The organism is Nocardia sp. NPDC058705 (assembly GCF_042749305.1).
In the GTDB taxonomy this organism is placed as follows: Bacteria; Actinomycetota; Actinomycetes; order Mycobacteriales; family Mycobacteriaceae; genus Nocardia.
Genome location: NZ_JBHYRN010000014.1, coordinates 111709 through 131398 on the forward strand (window position 1 = coordinate 111709; position 19690 = coordinate 131398).

The 19690-nt window shown below is 67.8% G+C and carries 21 protein-coding genes; 12 read left to right on the forward strand and 9 right to left on the reverse strand.

Translation table 11 applies throughout. The annotated features are described in order from the left end of the window. Positions 1-818 precede the first annotated feature (818 nt). Both ACFW6D_RS18040 and ACFW6D_RS18045 read right to left on the reverse strand, forming a co-directional pair. Complete coding sequence (locus tag ACFW6D_RS18040) at positions 819-3266, reverse strand: DUF6049 family protein (RefSeq protein ID WP_379329460.1); 2448 nt, start codon at positions 3264-3266, stop codon at positions 819-821. Further along, complete coding sequence (locus tag ACFW6D_RS18045) at positions 3263-3718, reverse strand: NUDIX hydrolase (RefSeq protein WP_379237306.1); 456 nt, start codon at positions 3716-3718, stop codon at positions 3263-3265. Before ACFW6D_RS18045 ends, ACFW6D_RS18040 begins: the two co-directional genes overlap by 4 nt. Before the next feature lie 162 nt (positions 3719-3880). On the opposite strand from ACFW6D_RS18045, the gene ACFW6D_RS18050 reads away from it, so the two are divergent. Continuing rightward, on the forward strand, positions 3881-5344 hold the full coding sequence (locus ACFW6D_RS18050; RefSeq protein WP_379329462.1) for a CCA tRNA nucleotidyltransferase: 1464 nt from the start codon (positions 3881-3883) through the stop codon (positions 5342-5344). 56 nt (positions 5345-5400) lie between these two features. On the opposite strand, the gene ACFW6D_RS18055 is transcribed toward ACFW6D_RS18050, so the two are convergent. Continuing rightward, on the reverse strand, positions 5401-6216 hold the full coding sequence (locus ACFW6D_RS18055; RefSeq protein ID WP_379329464.1) for a hypothetical protein: 816 nt from the start codon (positions 6214-6216) through the stop codon (positions 5401-5403). A gap of 138 nt (positions 6217-6354) precedes the next feature. Between ACFW6D_RS18055 and ACFW6D_RS18060 the strand changes: the two genes are divergently transcribed. The 7 genes from ACFW6D_RS18060 (at position 6355) to ACFW6D_RS18090 (ending at position 12462) form a co-directional block, all read left to right on the forward strand. Then, on the forward strand, positions 6355-6753 hold the full coding sequence (locus tag ACFW6D_RS18060; protein ID WP_379329466.1) for a molybdopterin-binding protein: 399 nt from the start codon (positions 6355-6357) through the stop codon (positions 6751-6753). After that, positions 6750-7493, forward strand: a complete 744-nt coding sequence (gene modA / locus ACFW6D_RS18065) for a molybdate ABC transporter substrate-binding protein (RefSeq protein ID WP_379329468.1) — start codon at positions 6750-6752, stop codon at positions 7491-7493. Before ACFW6D_RS18060 ends, modA begins: the two co-directional genes overlap by 4 nt. A 153-nt stretch (positions 7494-7646) precedes the next feature. Further along, a complete protein-coding gene (locus tag ACFW6D_RS18070; RefSeq protein WP_379329470.1) occupies positions 7647-8474 on the forward strand; it encodes an ABC transporter permease in 828 nt (275 codons plus the stop codon). A 146-nt stretch (positions 8475-8620) separates the two neighbouring features. Next, complete coding sequence (locus ACFW6D_RS18075) at positions 8621-9991, forward strand: sulfate/molybdate ABC transporter ATP-binding protein (RefSeq protein WP_379329472.1); 1371 nt, start codon at positions 8621-8623, stop codon at positions 9989-9991. A gap of 98 nt (positions 9992-10089) precedes the next feature. Beyond that, positions 10090-10839, forward strand: a complete 750-nt coding sequence (locus tag ACFW6D_RS18080; protein WP_379329474.1) for a LamB/YcsF family protein — start codon at positions 10090-10092, stop codon at positions 10837-10839. Positions 10840-10854: 15 nt separating this feature from the next. Further along, on the forward strand, positions 10855-11529 hold the full coding sequence (locus ACFW6D_RS18085) for an allophanate hydrolase subunit 1 (RefSeq protein ID WP_379329476.1): 675 nt from the start codon (positions 10855-10857) through the stop codon (positions 11527-11529). 69 nt (positions 11530-11598) lie between these two features. Beyond that, the gene (locus tag ACFW6D_RS18090) at positions 11599-12462 is read left to right on the forward strand and encodes a biotin-dependent carboxyltransferase family protein (protein WP_379329478.1); all 864 of its coding nucleotides are present in this window, start codon (positions 11599-11601) and stop codon (positions 12460-12462) included. On the opposite strand, the gene ACFW6D_RS18095 is transcribed toward ACFW6D_RS18090, so the two are convergent. Further along, complete coding sequence (locus ACFW6D_RS18095) at positions 12446-13969, reverse strand: DUF4185 domain-containing protein (protein ID WP_379329480.1); 1524 nt, start codon at positions 13967-13969, stop codon at positions 12446-12448. The two genes, ACFW6D_RS18090 and ACFW6D_RS18095, sit on opposite strands and share 17 nt — an antisense overlap. A 92-nt stretch (positions 13970-14061) precedes the next feature. Between ACFW6D_RS18095 and ACFW6D_RS18100 the strand changes: the two genes are divergently transcribed. Beyond that, positions 14062-14289 carry a hypothetical protein gene (locus ACFW6D_RS18100; RefSeq protein WP_379329482.1) on the forward strand — a complete coding sequence of 76 codons (228 nt, stop codon included), beginning with the start codon at positions 14062-14064 and terminating at the stop codon, positions 14287-14289. Here the strand turns inward: ACFW6D_RS18100 and ACFW6D_RS18105 are convergent. Then, a complete protein-coding gene (locus tag ACFW6D_RS18105) occupies positions 14258-15571 on the reverse strand; it encodes an MFS transporter (RefSeq protein WP_379329563.1) in 1314 nt (437 codons plus the stop codon). The two genes, ACFW6D_RS18100 and ACFW6D_RS18105, sit on opposite strands and share 32 nt — an antisense overlap. A 155-nt stretch (positions 15572-15726) precedes the next feature. Here ACFW6D_RS18105 and ACFW6D_RS18110 point away from each other — a divergent pair, with 155 nt between their 5' ends. Next, the gene (locus ACFW6D_RS18110) at positions 15727-16446 is read left to right on the forward strand and encodes a pirin family protein (RefSeq protein ID WP_379329565.1); all 720 of its coding nucleotides are present in this window, start codon (positions 15727-15729) and stop codon (positions 16444-16446) included. Between the two features lie 4 nt (positions 16447-16450). On the opposite strand, the gene ACFW6D_RS18115 is transcribed toward ACFW6D_RS18110, so the two are convergent. Beyond that, a complete protein-coding gene (locus ACFW6D_RS18115) occupies positions 16451-16981 on the reverse strand; it encodes a hypothetical protein (protein WP_379329484.1) in 531 nt (176 codons plus the stop codon). 221 nt (positions 16982-17202) lie between these two features. On the opposite strand from ACFW6D_RS18115, the gene ACFW6D_RS18120 reads away from it, so the two are divergent. Both ACFW6D_RS18120 and ACFW6D_RS18125 read left to right on the forward strand, forming a co-directional pair. Continuing rightward, on the forward strand, positions 17203-18057 hold the full coding sequence (locus ACFW6D_RS18120) for a helix-turn-helix domain-containing protein (RefSeq protein WP_379329486.1): 855 nt from the start codon (positions 17203-17205) through the stop codon (positions 18055-18057). A 10-nt stretch (positions 18058-18067) separates the two neighbouring features. After that, a complete protein-coding gene (locus ACFW6D_RS18125; protein ID WP_379329488.1) occupies positions 18068-18433 on the forward strand; it encodes a DUF397 domain-containing protein in 366 nt (121 codons plus the stop codon). 23 nt (positions 18434-18456) lie between these two features. Here ACFW6D_RS18125 and ACFW6D_RS18130 read toward each other — a convergent pair whose 3' ends face one another. From ACFW6D_RS18130 to ACFW6D_RS18140, 3 genes are all read right to left on the reverse strand, one after another. Then, positions 18457-18837 carry a hypothetical protein gene (locus tag ACFW6D_RS18130; protein ID WP_379329489.1) on the reverse strand — a complete coding sequence of 127 codons (381 nt, stop codon included), beginning with the start codon at positions 18835-18837 and terminating at the stop codon, positions 18457-18459. A 189-nt stretch (positions 18838-19026) separates the two neighbouring features. Beyond that, positions 19027-19434: a type II toxin-antitoxin system VapC family toxin gene (locus ACFW6D_RS18135; protein WP_379329491.1), complete on the reverse strand. Its 408-nt coding sequence runs from the start codon at positions 19432-19434 to the stop codon at positions 19027-19029. Continuing rightward, a complete protein-coding gene (locus ACFW6D_RS18140) occupies positions 19424-19663 on the reverse strand; it encodes an antitoxin (protein WP_379329493.1) in 240 nt (79 codons plus the stop codon). Before ACFW6D_RS18140 ends, ACFW6D_RS18135 begins: the two co-directional genes overlap by 11 nt. Positions 19664-19690: the final 27 nt, after the last annotated feature.

Here is a 19690-nt window from a genome sequence, read left to right on the forward strand (position 1 = left end):
CTTGGGGTGCGCAGCCGGGGCGCTGAGGTTGTGCGCCGCCGGGGCGTTGCTGCTGCGGGAATTCGCCCGAGCGGTTCGCTGGCTGTTGACGTGGGTTCGGAGCCTGGCCGGGGCGTTCGCCGTGCGGTGGGCGTGGCGAGTCCGGGGCGGGATGGCCGGCAGGGCCTTGGGGTGGTCGGCCCGGTCCGGCGGGGGGCTGCGGTGCGCCGGAGCGATTCGGTCCGGGGCGGTAGCCGGGCGGCGGCGGTTCGGGGCGGTAACCCTGCTGAGCTGGCGGTACCGGAGGTCGGGGCGTGCGGTGCGCCGAAGGCGGCTGAGGTGCGCTCGGGTCGGCGGAACCGGGCCGATAACCGGCCTGTTGGCGGCCAGGTACGTCGGGCCGAGGTTCAGGGCCGCGACGCTCCGCTGGATGCCGAGGGTCGGTGCCTGGGTGGCGAGGTTCGGTGCCGGGTCGCGGGCCGGCAGCCGGATGACGAGGCGCTCGCGGATCGAACCCGGGCTCACCGGGCTGAACCGGACGACCATCGCGTGACGCGGCGAACTCGGGTCCGGGGCGCCGATCCACCTGTGGCACGGCCTCGTCGCGATCGGCGTCCTGACCGGCCGTCATCCCGCGTTCCCATGGCGCGCTGGGCGCCCGTCGCAGGGTCGGGTCGTCGTCGTGGTCACGCCGATGAGCGGAATCATCGTCGCTCATCATGCCTCCTGTACCCGGCGTAACCCGCGAATCCCGCCGGTCCGGTGAGCGTTTCGCTCACCAGTGCCACTCTCGTCCTTGTCTGCCATGGTGCCCTGTAGCGCGCGTCAGGCGCGGGGGTTCACTGCCGTCGCAGCCGCTGTCGTGCGCGTCGCAGCCGACCCGCCCGTTCCACCGTCTCCGGGGTGAACCCTTCGTCGGCGGGGTCGGGTTGGCCGCGGAACCGGCGCAGCAGTCGGCGTCCGGCCAGCAGCAACAGCAGTATCGCGGCACATCCGGTAATTATGGCCAGCGCCTGACCGTAGGCGTTCGAGCGCACCGAAACCGAGGTCGCCTCTCCTAGCGCGATCCCCTCCGGGGTGGTAAGGGCGATCGGAATCACCAGCTTACGGCTGTCGCTCACCTCGGTCGGGATCTGGAACGAGCGGGTCCCGGATGGCGGAAGCAGCTGTTCGCCGATATCGGTGATGTTCGTCTCGGCGGGGGCGTCGATCCGGAACATCACCCGGATCGCGACGGGCAGTTCATTGCGCGCCACCAGCAGCAATGGGCTCTGTTCGGAGGCGAGCGTGTACACCCCGCCCGGTGGCAGCACCGAGACCGAGGAGAACATCGTGTCCAGTTCGCGGGTCACCTGGTCGATGCGGCGCTGGGCGTGCAGGTCGGCGAGGGTGTCGTTGTCGGCCCTGCGGTCGGACAGGCTCAGCGCGCGCAGCAGATCCTCGCGCGCCGGGGTGAGGAACGCGTGCGGGGTGAGCTCGGATTCGGGCAGTTCGACCAGCGCGCGCATCAGCTCGGTCACCCGCGCGCCCTGCGCGTGCACCGGCCCGACGAATCGTCCCGGCGCGGCGTCCTGCACGGCACGCGGCAGATATTCCAGCGCGAACGGTTGCGGGTCCGGCGCCTGCGCGACGAGGTCGGCGAAGCTGCGCGGGGCGGCCAGATTGTTGCGGGTGAGCAGTTCGACGTGCTTGAGCAGCGCGACGCCTTCTTCCCGGCTGGCTCCCCACTGCTGCGGCGGCATCAGCAACTGCGAGCGCGGCCGGTCCGGCGACGGATTGAGCGCACTCCACGCCATCGCGCCGAGCGCGTCCTGCAGCCGGGCCGCCCGCGAGTCGTTGTTGACGTCGAAACGCACCTTCGACGGCGTGAACGACGGTGTCGGCGGATTCGATCCGACCGCGGCCAGCGCGGTCGCCGACCAGATGTCGAAGGTGCTCACGCGCAGCGCCGGATCAGTCCCCGCGGCGACCGGTTCGACGCTCACACCCGGCACCCGGACGACATCGGGCGCCGCCTGTTCCCCACCGACGACGACACCGGGCGCGAGCGTGGTCGGCGCGGTGGTGAGCGCGTTGTCGGTTTCGGCGGGCACCCCGTCGCTCGAGACCGCTGTGCTGGCGAGCACCGCCGTCCCGTAGCCGTGGGTACGCAACAAGCGTCCGGCCGGTTCGTCGATGCTGCCCGAATCGGGCAGGCTCACCCCGCGCAACGACTGCGTGCCCAGGATCGAGTCGACCACATCGGCGGGTGCGAGCAGGGCCCGCGCCGACAGGTCAGGATCGTTCACCGCGGCCAGCGCCGACACGTCGACCTGCGCGAACGGCAGGGCCACCGTGCACATCGACCCCGCCAGCGCGCGCAACCGGTCGAGCCATTCCTGCGCGTTGACCGCCCCGGTGCCCTCCCTGGTCGCGCCGCTCGGGTCCGACGGGCTCGCCAGCACCCGGTAGCCGCGAGTCATGGTCTGCACGGTCGAGACCAGGTCGGGATCGATGGCGATGCACACCGAGCCGGCCACGCCTTTGTCCTTGCCTGGCGCGGGCGCCACCGATTCCAGTGCTCCGACGAGCTGTTCGAGCCGTCCGCCCTTGCCGACCGAGGCAGCCAGTTCGTCGTCGAGCAGTTCGGCCTGGCCGTTCACCGCGCCGGGTTTGCCCGCGACCATGCGCGGGCGGTCGGCCAGCGGCCAGATCATCGTGGTCGCCACGGGCGAGCCTTCCGGCGGCGCGCCCACCGGCGGCTCTCCGTCGGTACCGGGCAGCCCGAGCACCGGGAGCAGGAAGCGGGCGTCGTCGAGCCGGGCCTGGGTGCCGTAGGCGGGTTCGCCGTTGACGTTGAGCAGCAGCGGATACACCCCGGGATCGGTGAGCCCGAGCGAGGCCTCCGAGCCCGCCCGCAACGCGATACTCACCGAGAACTGTTTGCGCTGACCGGGACTCAACTGCGGCGCCACATCCTGGAACGGGCCGGTGACCTCGTAGTTCACCTGGTCAAGGCGCAGCGAGCTGCGCAACCCACTCGGCGAATCCACCGCGGCCGCCCGCTGGATCCGCACGCTCACGTCGTCGACGACCCGGTCCCCGATATTGGTGACCGTGCCCGACACGGTCAGCTTGGGGTCGCTGCCGGTGGTGACGGTGCCCGGCGCCACCGCGTCCAGGGTCAGCTTGAGAAACTTCGGCGTTCCCGACTCGTCCGTTTGAGCGTGCGCGACCGCGGGCAGCAGCGTCATCGAACCCAAGATGGTCAGGACCGCCGTGATCAGCCGGATCAGTCCACCCGTCATCGCTTGCCGGTCTCCATCCGGTCGATCAATCGATTCGCCACCTCGGCCAACCTGCGTTCGTCGGCGTAGGCCAAACGGGAATCCAACTCGCTCAACGGAACCCACGCAACCTGGGTGACTTCGACATCGGCATCGGACAGCTCACCGCCCAGACACCGCAGCAGGAAATGGTGCACGGTCTTGTGTACCCGTCTGCCCTCGGTGACGAACCAGTAATCGATGCTGCCGAGTTCGGCGACCACTTCCCCGTCGATCCCGGTCTCCTCGGCGACCTCGCGGATGGCGGTCTGCTCGGAGGTCTCGCCCGCTTCGATATGCCCTTTGGGCAGCGACCACAGGAGTCGGCCTCTTCTATCGGTACGCCCGATCAGCGCAGCGGTGCGCTTTTCCTTCGGACCGTCCAGACCTTCGACGACCAAGCCGCCCGCAGAGGTTTCCCGGACGGTACGCATGCGGGGTTTTCCGGCGTTGTTCGCCGAACCGCGCCGCCGCGGCTGGCGGCGTCGACTGTTCGCGCGATCGGCCGGAGGAGACACCTCGCCAGCTTAGCTGTGTTCAACGTGGCTTCGGGCGCGCGGGGAATCGATTCGACGGCGTCGGTAAAGTGCTTGTTTGTGGTTTCCCCTGATGTTGTCCCTGATGCTGTGGCGGATCGTCGTGCTCGCCTGCTGGCCGGGGCGGCGGTGACTTTGGGGCAGCTCAATGATGTTTTGGCGCCGTTGGGGGCGATGTTCGCCGAGCGGGGGCACAGTCTTTATCTCGTCGGTGGCAGCGTGCGGGATGCGGTGCTCGGGCGGCTGGGCAATGATCTGGATTTCACGACCGATGCGCGGCCGGAGGTCGTGCAGGAGATGATGCGCGGCTGGGCCGACCATCTCTGGGATACCGGTGGGCTCGCGTTCGGGACGGTCAGTGCGGCCAAGGAGGGTCAGCAGCTCGAGATCACTACTTTTAGGGCCGATACCTATGATCGGGTCTCACGCAATCCTGAGGTGACCTTCGGTGACACCCTCGACGGTGACCTGGTGCGTCGCGATTTCACGGTGAACGCGATGGCGGTCAAGATCGCCGCCGACGGGTCGCTGGAATTCGTGGACCCGCTCAACGGGATCGACGCGCTGCTCGACGGTGTGCTCGATACTCCTGCGCTACCGCAGGATTCGTTCGACGACGACCCGCTGCGGATGCTGCGGGCCGCGCGCTTCGTGGCCCAGCTGGGGTTCGAGGTGGCGCCGCGGGTGCGGGCGGCGATCATCGAGATGGCCGAGCAGATCGACCGGATCACCGCCGAGCGGGTGCGCGCCGAACTCGACAAGCTGATCGGCGCCGACCACCCGATCGACGGCATCAACCTCATGTGCGACACCGGTCTGGCCCAGCGCGTGCTGCCCGAGGTGCCCGCGATGAAGCTCGAGATCGACGAGCACCACCAGCACAAGGATGTGTACCAGCATTCTCTGACGGTGCTGCAGCAGGCGATCGACCAGGAGGAAGGCGACCCCGACCTGGTGTTGCGCTGGGCGGCGCTGCTGCACGACATCGGCAAGCCCGACACCAAACGCAACGAGCCCGCCGGCGGGGTGAGCTTCCACCATCACGAGGTGGTCGGCGCGAAGATGGTGCGCAAGCGGATGCGGGCGCTGAAGTACCCGAAGGTGTTCACCGAAGAGGTTGCGCGCCTGGTGTTTCTGCACCTGCGGTTCCACGGCTACGGCAAGGGGCAGTGGACCGATTCGGCGGTGCGCCGCTACGTCACCGACGCCGACGACCTGCTCGATCGCCTGCACAAGCTCGTGCGCGCCGACTGCACCACCCGCAACAAGCGCCGCGCGGCGGCACTGCGTTCGACCTACGACGAGCTCGAGGAGCGGATCGCGGCGCTGCGTGAGCAGGAGGATCTGGCGCGCGTGCGACCGGATCTGGACGGCAACGCGATCATGGAACTGCTCGGTCTGCCGCCGGGTCCGCAGGTCGGTAAGGCGTGGAAGTTCCTGAAGGATCTGCGTCTGGACCGCGGCCCGATGACGCGCGAAGAAGCCGAAGCGGCCCTGCAGGATTGGTGGGCCCAGCAAAACTGATCAGAAAGGCTGGGCAGCCCAGGAGGACCTTCTCATCGGGTGCCCAGCAGAACTGATCAGAAGACGATCAGTGTCGTGCCCGCGATGATGGCGTCGCGGATCTGGGTCAGGTCGAACGAGCCGGTGGTCTCGGGCAGTTCGAGCCGGAATTTCACCACGTCACCGCGACGGTGCGCGTAGGAGATGCTGGCCCGGTTGGGCAGATCGTCGAGCAGCAATGCGGGCGCGGGCACGACGCGTTTGGGCAGCCGGATGCCGTACCAACTGGCCTTGCGGACATCGAGGGTGAGCAGGTTGTCGTAGACCTGCCCGTCGACGACCGCCCGCATCTTGCGCGTGCGATGCGTCGCGACGATCTGTCCGCGCTCGTCGAGGCGCACCCGCCAGTCGAGGTTCTGCGCGTCCACCCAGTCGGCCATCGCGCCGATTCCGATGGTGCCCTCGATGTCGAGTTGCTGAACCCGAACCTTGGTCGGCACACCGGGAATCAGCCGCACGCCGTGCGCGATCACGGTGACCGTGTCGAACGGATGCGAGTCCCAGACCAGGTTCGACAGCACCGATTTGCTCTGGAAGTGAGCGCCGCGTCTGCGCACCTTCAACGTGTCGAGGGTCGCGGTGAGGTCGTGCCCGAGCAGCGTGGCGCTGATCTCCCGGCCGCCGAAACGGCTGAGAATGCCCTCGCTGAGCACGGTCATCAGCACGTCGGGCATGAGCGCGGTGACGGTGCCGGAACCCAGGTCCGCGACAGGATCGGCCCAGGACGTGGTGAAACCGAGCCACTGGTCGATCCATGACGGGTCGAGCAGACGTTTGCCCATATCGACAGCGCCCGCTAGTGACCAGGACTTCGGATCGAAATACGTGGCCATGATGGCTTCGAGCGTACTTGGCCGCGCCCACGTCGGCCATGAAATGTGACCCGATTATGGGATCTCATGACCGGCTGGTTCCGAAACTGCGGTTAGGTGCTCTTGTTCTGTCCGAATCTACGGAACTATCCTGATCGAGTGGCGAAACTGCGAATCAAGGAAGCGGCCGATCTGCTCGGCGTCAGCGACGACACGGTGCGTCGCTGGATCGACGCGGGCACGCTGACGGCGTCCAAGGACCCCGCGGGCCGGTTGGTGCTGGACGGCCGTGAGCTGGCCGAACACGCCGTCGACCAGGCGCGCACGCCACGTACCCAGGTGGGTAGTGCCAGCTCGGCACGCAATCGGTTTCCCGGTCTGGTCACCCGCGTGGTGACCGACACAGTGATGGCGCAGGTGGAGATGCAATGCGGTCCTTTCACGGTGGTCTCGCTGATGAGCAGCGATGCGGTGCGCGAGCTGGGGCTCGAACCGGGCAGCGTCGCGCTGGCGAGCGTCAAGGCGACGACCGTGGTGGTCGAGAAGGCCGCAGAATGATCCGCCGGGTCGCGCTCGGTGCCGCATTGGTGCTGCTCACCGTAAGTGCTTGTGGGAGCGGTAATTCGGATGAATCCACGCTGACGGTGTTCGCCGCCGCCTCGCTGAAGAGTGTGTTCACCGGTCTGGAGAAGGATTTCGAGTCGGCCAATCCCGGCGTGGACGTGCAGTTCTCGTTCGCTGGTTCATCCGATCTGGCTTCGCAACTCGAAGCAGGCGCTCCCGCTGATGTTTTCGCATCGGCCGATCAGCCGACGATGGACAAAGCTGTCCAAAGTGGTCGAATCACCGCTGCCCCAGTAACTTTCGCCACCAATGTCCTCACGCTGGTCACTGCACCGGGAAACCCCAAGGGCATCAACGGAATCGAAGACCTGGCCGACGCCGCCCTGGTCGTCTGCGCTCCCCAGGTCCCTTGCGGCCGGGCGACGAAGAAGGTCGCCGACGCCGCAGGCACCACCCTGCACCCCGTGAGCGAGGAGTCATCGGTCGCCGATGTCCTCACCAAGGTGACCTCAGGCCAAGCCGACGCCGGCTTCGTCTACGTCACCGACGCCGCCGGTGCGGGCGACAAGGTGGGTGTGGTGCCCGTCCCCGAGGCGGCAGCTGCGGTGAACATGTATCCGATTGCGGTAGTTGCCGATTCGAAGCAGGCCGCGACCGCCCAGAAGTTCACCGAACTCGTCACCGGACCCACCGGTCGAGCGGCACTGGCGGCAGCGGGCTTCGGAGCGCCGTGAACGTAGGTGCCGATGTGTGGACGGGCGAGTGAACCCCCGCGTGTTGTGCGCGTGTGGCGGCGAGGCGTGCTGGTTGGGTGCAGTGGTGACGAGCGTTCGTAGCCGCGCAGCGCGCGGCCGTTCAGCGGTGGCCACCGGCCGGAGGGCCGCCGAATGAGTGCTGGGCTGCCTCGCTGGCTGTTGGTGCCCGCTGTCGCCGGATTCGCGCTGGTGGTGTTGCCGCTGGCGGCGTTGGCGTTGGGGGTCGAGTGGGGGCGGTTCGTCGAGCTGGTCAGTACCGAAGCATCAAGGGACGCACTGTGGTTGAGCCTGCGGACGGCGACCGCGAGCACCGTGTTGTGCCTGGTGTTCGGGGTGCCGATGGCGGCGGTGCTGGCGCGGGCGCGATGGCGTGGGCTGCCGGTACTGCGGGCACTTGTGTTGTTGCCCTTGGTGTTACCGCCGGTGGTCGGTGGTATCGCGCTGCTCTACACGTTCGGTCGGCGCGGTCTGCTCGGCGAGCACCTGGAAGCCGCGGGGATCCAGATCGCGTTCAGCACGACCGCGGTGGTTCTCGCGCAAACCTTTGTGGCACTGCCCTTTCTGGTCCTCACCCTCGAGGGCGCATTGCGTACAGCGGGTAGTCGATACGAGCAGATCGCCGCCACCCTCGGCGCGAGTCCGAGCACCGTGTGGTGGCGGATCACCCTGCCCCTGCTTCGCCCCGCCCTGATCTCCGGTGCCGTCCTCGCCTTCGCCCGCGCCCTCGGCGAATTCGGCGCCACCCTCACCTTCGCGGGCAGCCTCCAGGGCCGCACCCGCACCCTCCCCCTGGAGATCTACCTCCAGCGCGAAGCCGATCCCGACGCCGCCGTCGCCCTGTCGGTGGTGCTCATCATCGTCGCCGTCCTGATCGTCCTGCTCGCCTACCGCCGCACCAGCCCCATCCCCGGCACTCAACTGCGCAGCGGTACCCGACGAGCGATCGGCGGTGCGAAGTGACCGACGATTCCCGCGCGCAGACGCCCGAGCCCGAACCTGATGACACGGCCAGCGATACGGGCGCATCATCAGGTTCGCAAGGAGGACCTGCCAATTCACCGGGAGACGGGACCGGGACCTCGGATTCCGCGGTCGGGGCAGCGAGCGTGCGCAGTGCCCTGTCGGATTCCGCGACCTCGCTCGACAAGCCGTCGACTCCGCTTACCGGTCTATCGGTATCCGCGCGGATCGCCGACCGCGATCTCGACGTGCGAATCGAAGTCGCCCCGGGCGAAGTCCTTGCGGTGCTCGGCCCCAATGGCGCGGGCAAATCCAGCCTCCTACAGGTGATCGCGGGGCTGATCGTTCCCGACGAGGGGCAGGTGCGGCTCGGTGATCGCACCCTCACCGACACCGCCGAAGGCATCGCGCTACCCCCGCATCGACGCGGAGTCTCCTTTCTCGCCCAGGATCCCCTCCTGTTTCCCCACCTCAGCGTGCGCGACAACGTCGCCTTCGGCCCCCGCAGCCGGGGCGCGAACACCCGAACCGCCCGAAAAATCGCCGAAGACTGGCTGACAGCCGTCGACGCCACCGCCTTCGCCGATCGCCACCCCGCTGCTCTCTCCGGCGGCCAAGCCCAGCGCGTCGCCCTCGCCCGAGCTCTCGCCGTCGACCCCGACCTGCTCCTCCTCGACGAACCCATGTCAGCCCTCGACGTCGACGTCGCCCCGGCCATGCGCACCCTGCTCCGCCGCGTCCTGCGCGACGAACCCGCCCGCGCCCACCGCCGCTGCGCCGTCCTGGTCACCCACGACATCATCGACGCCATCACTCTCGCCGACCGACTCGTCGTCCTGGAAGCAGGTCGAATCGTCGAATCCGGCCCGGTCGCCGAGGTGATGTCGCACCCCCGAAACCCCTTCGCTGCCCGGATCGCCGGCCTCAACCTCCTGCGCGGCACCGCCGCCGAGTCGGTGTTGTCGGCCGGTGCTGAGGCTGAACGCGGTGGCCGCACCGTGGCAGGCTGCTCCCCCGGGCACTCAGCTGCCCAACCGGACTCCGGCCCGGCGCCACAGCAGCAGACCAGTTCAGCGACCCATCCCGCCGCCGCCGTCGACGAACCGACCGCCCAGCGGACTCACCCCGGCAGTTCTGCCGGCGAACCGGCTGAACGGCGGACTTACCCCGGCAATCCCGCACCTACTTTCGGCACCGTGTTCGTCGCCGACCTCGGCGTCGACGGTTGCGTAGTCGGTGACTTCATCCCAGGCGCCCCCGCCGCAGCGGTTTTCGCGCCGACCGCGGTGTCGGTGTTCCGCACGAGCCCGGATGGCAGCCCACGCAACGTCTTCACCGTCGACATCACCGAGATCACCGACCGCGGCGGCATCGTCCGAGTCCGCGGCGACGCACCGCAGGCACCGGGCCTGTGCGCGGACCTGACCCCCGCCGCCGTCGCCCAACTCCACCTCACCATCGGCACGCAGGCCTTCTTCGCGGTGAAGGCCACCGAGGTCCGCGTGTACGCCTGCTGAACAGCGCCCCGGTGATAACGGTATGGATCTGTGCGTTCATGCTCGATTCACCGGGGTACCTACCCGGCGAGTGACCCGCGAAGACCGGAGGGCATCGCATGCCGCTGGACCTGAACAGTGATCTGGGCGAAGGCTTCGGCCCGTGGCGGATGGGCGACGATGCCGCCATGCTCGACATCGTGACCAGCGCGAACATCGCGTGTGGTTTCCATGCCGGTGACCCGACCATCATGCGCCGCACGTGCGAGCTGGCGGTGGCGAAGGGAGTGCGGATCGGCGCCCACGTCGGCTACCGCGATCTGGTCGGTTTCGGTCGCCGCGATATCGCCATCGCCCCGGCCGACCTGCGCGACGAGGTCCTGTATCAAATCGGCGCTCTCCAGGCGTTCGCCAGAGCTGCAGGCGATCAGGTCCGCTATGTGAAACCGCACGGCGCCCTCTATCACGCGGCGTCCCGCGATCGCTTGCTCGCAGACGCCCTGGTCGCGGCCGTGGCGGAGGGTGGTCCTGGTCTGGCGTTGCTCGGTCCGGCGGGCACCGAATTGGAACGGGCCGCGCAGCGCGTGCGTTTCGTCGGGGAGGGATTCGCCGACCGGGCCTACACTGCAACAGGTTCGTTGGCCCCGCGCGGTGTTGCCGGGGCGGTGCTGTCGCCCGATGACGCTGTGGCGCAGGCGACAACCCTTGCGCTGTCAGGGACCGCGCGTACCGTAGACGGTCCCGGGACGGTCGCTGTGTCTGCGGCAAGTGTGTGCGTGCACAGCGACTCTCCGGCGGCCGTCGAGATGGCCCGCCGGATTCGGGGGGCGCTCGACGAAGCCGGAATTCCGGTGGAGCCGTTCAGCTGAGGGGTGGGAGGCAGGATGAATACAGATTGGAACGCGCGGATCCGACCCGCGGGTGACCGCGCCATGCTGATCACCCTCGACGATCCGCGTCCGGTGCAGCGTTTGGCTTCGGCCCTGCGCGTGCACGCGATCGCCGGTGTCGAGGATGTGCTGCCCGCGGCGGAAACCGTGCTGGTCACGATGCATTCGGTGAGCTATGGCGTGCAAGTTCGCCGCGAGCTCGTCGCCCTGCTCGATCGGTTGGATCACGAGCCACCGCAAGCGGATTCACCGGATGTTTCCCGTGGAACAGTCCCTGAGACCGAGCCGGTCGTCGAGATCCCGGTGCGCTACGACGGCGCGGATCTGCCCGAGGTGGCCAGGCTGCTCGACCTGTCGATTCCGGAGGTGATCGCGGCGCACACCGGCACGATCTGGCGGTGCGCGTTCGTCGGTTTCGCACCCGGTTTCGGCTATCTCACCTCGCCCGACGGCAGGCTCACGGTGCCGCGCCGAACGCGTGCCCGCACGGCCATTCCGGCCGGTTCGGTGGCGCTCGCGGGCGGATATTCGGCGGTCTATCCGCGCGGCACCCCGGGCGGATGGCAGTTGATCGGCACCACCGATCTGCGAATGTGGGCGGTGGATCGCGATCCACCCGCACTGGTGCGGGCGGGTTCGGCGGTCAAGTTCGTCGTGTCCGAGGAATAGCTGCTTCGGGCGAAATCAAGGGCTGCTCAACGGTGCGCCGCCTCGACTCACAAATCGGGGAGAGATCGGATGCTGATCTTTATCGAGCGGGTGGGGCCGCTCGCGACGGTGCAGGACCTTGGCAGACAGGGCTGGTTCGATTCCGGCGTCGGCCAGGCGGGCGCGGCCGATCGCGGGTCGCTGCGACTGGCGAACCGGCTGGTGGGCAACCCGGAGAATTTCGCCGCCATCGAGGTATTGCTCGGCGGCCTTGCCCTGCGTGCCGACGGCCACCTCACCGTCGCGGTCACCGGCGCCCCCGCCCCCGCCACGGTCGACGGCACGCCGGTCGGACATGCCAGCGTGCTCGAACTCGACGAGGGCCAGGTGCTGCGACTCGGCCTGGCAAGCACCGGTCTGCGCAGTTACGTGGCGGTGCGCGGCGGCATCGATGTGGCGAAGGTGCTGGGTTCGCGCAGCCGCGACACGCTCTCCGGAATCGGCCCCGACCCGTTGGAGGTCGGCATGCAGATTCCGGTCGGTCCCCCGCCGCGCGCCCTCCCGACCGTGGAATTCGCGCCGGTCCCGCTGCCGCCGGAAGTGCTCACGGTTCGAGCCTGTCCGGGCCCGCGCGCCGACTGGTTCACCGATCCCGATCAGCTGTTCCGCGGTTCCTGGGTCGTCTCCTCCGACACGGATCGGGTCGGCGCCCGCCTCGACCGCGCCGACGGACCGCCTCTGGTGCGTTCGATCCCGCGCGAATTGCCGTCGGAGGGGGTGGCGTTGGGGTCGGTGCAGGTGCCACCGAGTGGTCAACCTGTCGTTTTCCTGGCCGACCACCCGATCACGGGCGGCTACCCGGTGATCGCCGTCGTCCTGGACGCTGATGTGGATCGCGTCGCCCAGGCCCGCCCTGGCGACCGGCTGAAGTTTGTGCTCAGCTCGGCGGATTGAGCCGTGCGTGCATGAGATACACGTTGTAGCTGTCCCACGCCGACATCGTGAAGTACAGATCCTTCGCGGTCGACCAGGGGTGGATGAACCCGCCGTACGCCTTCGGATACATCTCGGTGGAGACCAGCGGCACCGTCGACGTCCACGCGCCCTGCGGCTCACTCGCGGTCCGCAACACGATCTGGTTCGCGGCCGAATCGAGGTACACCATCTGCCACTGCTGACTCTCGGCGTCGAACCGCACCGACAGCTCGCTGGCCGTACCCATCACCAGCGGCGTGGCCGAGTTCTCCGCCGCAGGCGCCCAGTTGCCGTCCACCCAGTACTGGTAGGCGGTCTTGTTGAGCACGTCGTCCTTGCGCACCCTGGCCAGCCCGATCATCCCGATCCGGCCGTTGGGCGTGCCGAACATGTAGACGTAGTCGCCGTGCGGCACCATCGCCGCCACCTGGAAGCGCCCGAGCCCGAACATGTTCTCCCAGCGGGCGTGCTGATCTTTGGTCCAGGTCTGGCCGCCGTCGTCGGAGTAGGCGAGGCCGCCGTAGTTGGTCAGCCACATGCCGGGGATCTTCGACCAGTGGTTCACCGACATGTAGCTCATGAACTGTCGCTTGCCCAGTGCGAATCCCGAGGTCGGGATGGTGGTGGTCTCCCAGTTCTTGATCTTGCGGCTGCCCAGGAGTTCGGCGGCGTGACAGGCGCTGTCCTGCACCATCGAGTCGATGGTGAGCCCATCGTTCAGGTCCTTGTCGGAGCTGTAGGCGAGCACGTTCGACCGCCAGTCGGCGGTGTCGGCACCCGCGCCGCCGTAGGCCCAGCCCTCGCCGAAGGTGTCACCGAAAACCATGGCGACCTTGCCCGGTTCGGTTTCCCAGAACAGTCCGAGGTCGGTGCCGTCGACCTGCCAGCGCATATCGGTCCGGTTGTTCGAGCCGTGTCCGGTGACCTGTTCGACGAGCCGCACCGACTCCACCTTCGCGGGCGCGACCGGCGCACCAAGCGGTCCGCGCTCGATCGGCCGGATCACCGGCGCGGGCGCTTCCTGGGCTGGTTCGCCCTGCTCGCCCGGCACCGGGATCGGAATGGGCTCGATCTCGGGGTTGATCCTGATCCGCGGCAACGCGACCGCTGATCCGGTCGAGGTGGTCTCGTCGGTGGATTCGGGTTCGGGTTCTGGCGTGTCCCGGACGTCCGGACACGGATTGCGGCACGGGTCAGACGGCAGCGGGGCCTGCGCGACGCGGGTCTGATCGTGCGGCGGATCGGGAATCGGCACCGGCGTCAGCTGCGGCACCCAGACCGGGATATCGATGCTCGGCGGCAGCACCGGCGCGGGCGGTGCGGCCGGATCGGGCAACCGGTTGACCGGGTCGAATCCTGTTTCCCCACAGATGTTCACCGGCGGCGGCACCCAGGGCAGCGGCCCCGCCTGCGCGGGCACGGCGAGAATGGCCGACAGCACCACACCCACGAAGACAGTTCCGTGCGATACCGGTCGTGCGCGCATCTGGCTCCCTCGTATCGGTGTCGGCGAGGAACACCTGTGATCTTGTGTGAACTTACCGGAACCGATCGCGATTGCCGTGCGTCCAAACAGATGTGAGCGAAATCGAGTACGTCTTCGGAACCGGCGACGCGGTCGTGCACCACTGGTCGAGCCTCGACGAACTGGCCGACACGAGCCTTGCCGACCCGCTCTGGGTCGACTATGACACCGGCGTCGACGCCTTCCCCGACATCCCGCTGGCCACCGTCGATTACCGGACGGTCCTGGCCGAGGAACCCGCGGGCACGCTCAGCACACCACCTTGGCTCGACGGGAATTGAGCGCGATGGCCGCGATGCCGAGCCCGTAGACACCGGCGCCGGCCAGCACCACCCCGATGGAACGTCCGTCGGCCGGGATCACGAGCGCGGTCACCGCGATCGCCAAGACGAAGCAGATGTTGAAAACCGTGTCCTGCAGGGCGAATACCTGCCCGCGCTGATCGTCGTCGATGTCGATCTGCATGGTCGCGTCGCCGGTCAGCTTGATCGTCTGACCGGCGAGGCCGAGCCCGAACGCGCCGACCAGCAGCAGTCGGTGCGCGTTGTCGGTTGCCGAGCCAGTGGCCAGCGCGATCGGTGTCACGAAGGTGAGCTGCACGATCAGCGCCGTCGTGAGCCCGAGCAGCACGGTGCGCGGCCTGCCGAGGCGAGGAATCAGAATCGGGGCGGCGATCGCGGCCACCAGCATGCCCGCCGCGATGACGATGATCACCACCCCGAATCCGACCAGCCCACCGCTCATCTCGTCACCGTCGGCAGGCTGACGCAGCACCAGCACCATGATCAGCGTGTTGAGCCCGAACACGATGCGATGCGCGCCGATGCCGATCATCGCCGTGGTCACCTGCACCGAATTCCACACCGCCTTCGCGCCGGTGCGCAGACCGACCGCGATGGCGTGCACGGTGCTCTCCGTCGCGGCCGATCCGTGATCGGGTCCGAGCACATGTCGGTGGAACCCGTACGCCAGCACCACCCCGACCAGCGAGCCGATCCCCGACAATCCCACCGCGACCGCCGAGGCCGCGTCCCCCGCCCCGATCAGCGCGATCACCGCCACCGACGCCGCCGCGCCGACCCCGGCACACACCGAGGCCACCGTCGCCAGCACCGAGTTCATCGGCACCAGCCAGCGCTGTTCGAGCACCCGCGGCAGCGCCGCCGACACCCCGGCCAGCACGAACCGGCTGATCCCCACCGTCGCCAAGGCCAGTATCAGCAGCGGCGTCTCCCCGATGCCGAACAACAACCCGATCGCGGCGAGGCCGATCAGCAGTGCCCGCGCCACACTCGCGACCAGCAGCACATTGCGCCGATCCCAGCGATCCAGCAGCGCGCCCGCGTACGGTCCGAGCACCGAATACGGCAGCAGCAGCACCGCGAAACCGGCGGCGATGGCCAGCGGATCGGTCTCGCGTTCCGGGTTGAACAGGATGGCGCCCGAGAGCGCCGCCTGATACATGCCGTCGCCGAACTGCGCGGCCAGCCGCAGCACAGCCAGCCGTGGCATCTGGGGATTGCGGCGGAAGATCCCGCGACTGTCGCGCAGGAGTTGTCGCATCGAGATCGGCTGCTCATCCGCCGTATCGGAGCCGTCTGGGGGATGAGTCGACACGCCACGACCCTAGTGGCAATGCGTGCGCGTGCCAGAATTGACTTGTGACGCCCACCTCGACGACACCGCCGCGGATCGAACTGCACCGCGGTGGCGACCGGATGAAGACGCGGATCCCGTGGCTCGACTCCAAGCATTCGTTCTCCTTCGGCGAGCACTACGACCCCGACAACACCCATCACGGGCTGTTGCTGGTGAACAACGAGGACGTGGTGCTGCCCGGCGAGGGCTTCGACACCCATCCGCATCGGGACATGGAGATCGTCACCTGGGTCCTCGGCGGCAGCCTCGTGCACCAGGACTCGCTCGGCCACAACGGCGTCATCTACCCGGGTCTGGCGCAGCGGATGAGCGCGGGCACCGGCATCCAGCATTCGGAGAAGAACGATTCGTGGCGCCTGGACGGCAACGCCCACGACGAGCCCGTGCATTTCGTACAGATGTGGGTGGTTCCCGACGAGCCCGGCGTCGACCCCGGTTACCAGCAGCTCGAGATCGATGACGAACTCGCGCGCGGCGAGCTGGTGACGGTCGCGTCGGGTCTACCCCGCTATCGCGACCGCACCGCCATCGCGATCAATTCCTCGCATGCCGCCATGCACGTTGCCAGGATGGCGGCCGACAACCCCGGTGTCACCCTCTCCGAGGCCCCCTACCTGCACGTTTTCGTCGCACGCGGCGAGGTCGACGTTGAGGGTCTTGGCACGCTGTCCCAGGGCGACGCCGTCCGGCTGACCCGTTCCGGTGGTCAGCTGATCCGGCCGCACGGCGACGCCGAGGTGCTCGTCTGGGAGATGCACGCGCGTCTGGGCGGGCAGTAGCGCTTCAGGCAGAACCGGGCTGGCGTAGGAGCGTCGACGACTTGGCACTGGTCCTGGTAGCCGCGACGATCTGCGCGAAATCCGGTCGGAAATCGCCGTCGGGCGCCTGCATCCAGGTCCGATAACCGCTGCGTTCGTCGGCAGGCGAGGGCAGCACGATATCGCTGCCGGGCAACGCCACCGAGGCGCACACCCGGAACAGCTCGGCGAACAGTTCGGTGTCGAGATAGGAATTGTCGACCGGCCCGGTGAGGAAGGTCCAGCGGCCGGAACGCGGATGGGCGATGATCGGCCCGCAGCGCAGGCCGCGCGTGACGAGCAGTCCGCGGACCCGTTCGCCCAGTGTCGACGGCATCACCACCGCGCCGACGGAGCCGATCTCGAGCACGATCCGTCCCAGCGCCGCATCGACGACGCCGTAGAGACCGTGGTGCTTGCGGTACTGGCGACAGCGCGCCAGAGCGTCCTGGGTGGCCGAGTACTCCTCGGCGGCCGTATACCCGCCCTTGTCCTCATCAGTGCGCAACGTGCTCATCACGACCTCGTCTCCGTCGACGGTGGTTCGATGTAGCTGGAAGTTCGCTCGATCGGGGCAAATCTCGGTGCGAAGTGGAGCATCACGACCGGGTGGCGCGGGAAACTTTTTCATAACGGCAGGACATGCGCGAAAAAGACCGTTCTACACAGCCTATAGCCGCACAACCGCGCTGACAATAGTCAGTAGCTGGTGTGTCGATCGGCGTACGATATCGGCCCATGGCTCCCGTTTCGCCGACCGTCGCGCGGTGGGAACTCGTCCTGCGTCTGCGCGACCTCCGTGAGCAGCGCGGATTCGACTCGGCCGGTTTCGCCCGTCGCGTCGGGTTCACCCCTGCCAACTGGTCACATGTGGAGAAGGGCAGGCGGGTGCTCACCCGCACCACCATCGAACCGGTACTGGATGTGCTCGATGTGGCGCCCGATGAGCGCAGCGAGTTGCTGGCCCTGCTCGAGGCGAGCAAGCAACGCGGCTGGTGGGCGACGACCTCGGCGGCGCTGATCGGTCCTGAGCTGCAGCGGTTGTACGGGATGGAGGCCGGTGCGCAGAGTATCCGCAGCTACGACAGCCTGATCGTGCCCGGTCTGCTGCAGACCGAGGCCTATGCGCGGGCCCTGATCAGCGCGGATGTCATGATCCGTCCGGTTCAGGTAGACCAATTGGTCGCGATACGGCTGCGTCGTCAACAGCGATTACACGATCCGGACCCGCTGGAACTCACCGCCGTCCTCGGTGAGGCCACGTTGCGGCAGCAGACCGGGGGCGCTGAGGTGTTGCGCGAGCAGTTGCGCCACCTGGTCACGCTGGTCCGCGAGCTCGACACCGTCGACGTGCGCGTCATCCCGTTCAGCGCCCCCGAAGGTGCCGTCCTCGGCGGTTCCAGCTTCCACCTGCTCGACTTCGCAAGCGACCAGCTACCTACCTTCGCGTGGGCCGAGAGCGCCGTTTTCGGTGGTCACGTCGACGACGCCGAACAGGTCCGCGATCTGGGCTTCGCCTACGTCCGCGCCCGCGAGCAATCCCTTTCTCGCACCGAATCTCTCGCCCTGATCAGGGAGTATGCAAGCGTGTAAGATTCGAAGTATGTCCACCACAGCTCGCCGCAGTCCGGCCGAACACGGCTGGTTCACCTCGTCACGCTCCAACAACGGCAATCAATGTGTCGAGGTTCGTTTCGATGGAGACGCTGTCCAGATACGAGACAGCAAATTCCGCCGCAACCCGATGAACGTCGGCCTGGACGAGCCCATCATCACCGTCGACACCGCCCTGTGGACCGCCTTCCTTCACTCCCTCCTCACCACCACCCGCCACCCCGCCCTGGTCGCCCACGTCTCTCCCGACGGCTCAGCCACTCTCCGCCACGAAGACATCCTGCTGCGTTTCACCGCCCCCGAATGGACGGCCTTCGTAGCCGGCGTCCGCGACAACGAGTTCGCCCGCGCGTAGCAACCCCGAATTCGGCGGCTGGCTCAGGCGGGGTCTCGCCGGTAGCGGCGGTGCTTGAGGATTGCCATGATTCCCAGGTAGCACAGCGTTATCCCCGCGTAGCACAGCGTTGCCGCGCCGGCGATCGCCACCAGCCACATGCCCGCGTCGCCGTACCACGTGGTGATTTCGTCACCGGGCTCGAACATCACCAGTGCGGCCCCGAATACGTCGACACCGAAAACCACTGCGGCCAGCCGTTCATCCCGATCTTCATCGGTGACCGAGGCGACTCCGAGCATTACCACGCATGCGGTGAGGCCCGCGGTGGCGATCGTGATCGCGACGAGGACGCCACCGATGCCTGCCGAAAACGCGACCGTGATGGCCCGTTCTATGAAGACCCGGCTCTTCGAACGCGGCACTTCCGGTGGCCAGTTATATCCGCACCCGCAGTCACCATCGGGACTGTGATGTGAGTCGTCGTCCATCCATCCCCCGACTTGCACATCGCGCCGACGTAGCCGCACGGTTCGACCAACCACATTGTCGCAGCTGGCGAACCACCGCGCCATGCAAGACCCACACGGCGGCATCGTGTTTCGATGATCGAGCTAGTCGACGAGTTCGACGCGGCACGGGAGTCCGGGGGCTCTGCTCAGCTTGGCGTCGCTGGTGAGCAGAACCACGTCGAGCCGGGCGGCGAGTGCCGCGTAGAGGCCGTCGTAGAAGGTGATGGTGTGGCGCAGTCTCCACGCTTCTTCGGCGAGCCAGCCGTGTTGGGTGTAGCGCTGGTCGATCATCGTTGACAGCATGCGCAAGCCGACGGTGGCGGTTGTCGAGTCGATCAGTTCCTTGCGTTCGTGTCGCCGCAGGACGTTGCCGACCTCGGCGTCGATCAGGTGTGGTGCGTGGCAGGTGCTGTTCTCGATCAGTCGCGCAACAGCCGAGCCGACGGCGTCCTTGCGGAGCAGGGCGGTTGATATCGCCGACGCGTCTACGACGTACTCGTCACTCGCCACGGGCATCGTGCAGGGCGCTGAGGATCGAATCGCGGTCGGCGCCCGGACCGGCATCACGGTCGAGTGATTCCCTGATCGCGGCGATCGCCTCGGCCTTCGTGCGACGCTCGGCGGCCGCGATCAACTCTCGCCGCATATAGGCCTGCAGCGACATCCCCGCCGCTTCGGAGCGCCTGCGGAACACCTCCGCGACCTCATCTGGGAGATCTCGAATCTGGATCGTCGCCATGACGCCATTTTAGCGCTGAATCAGCGC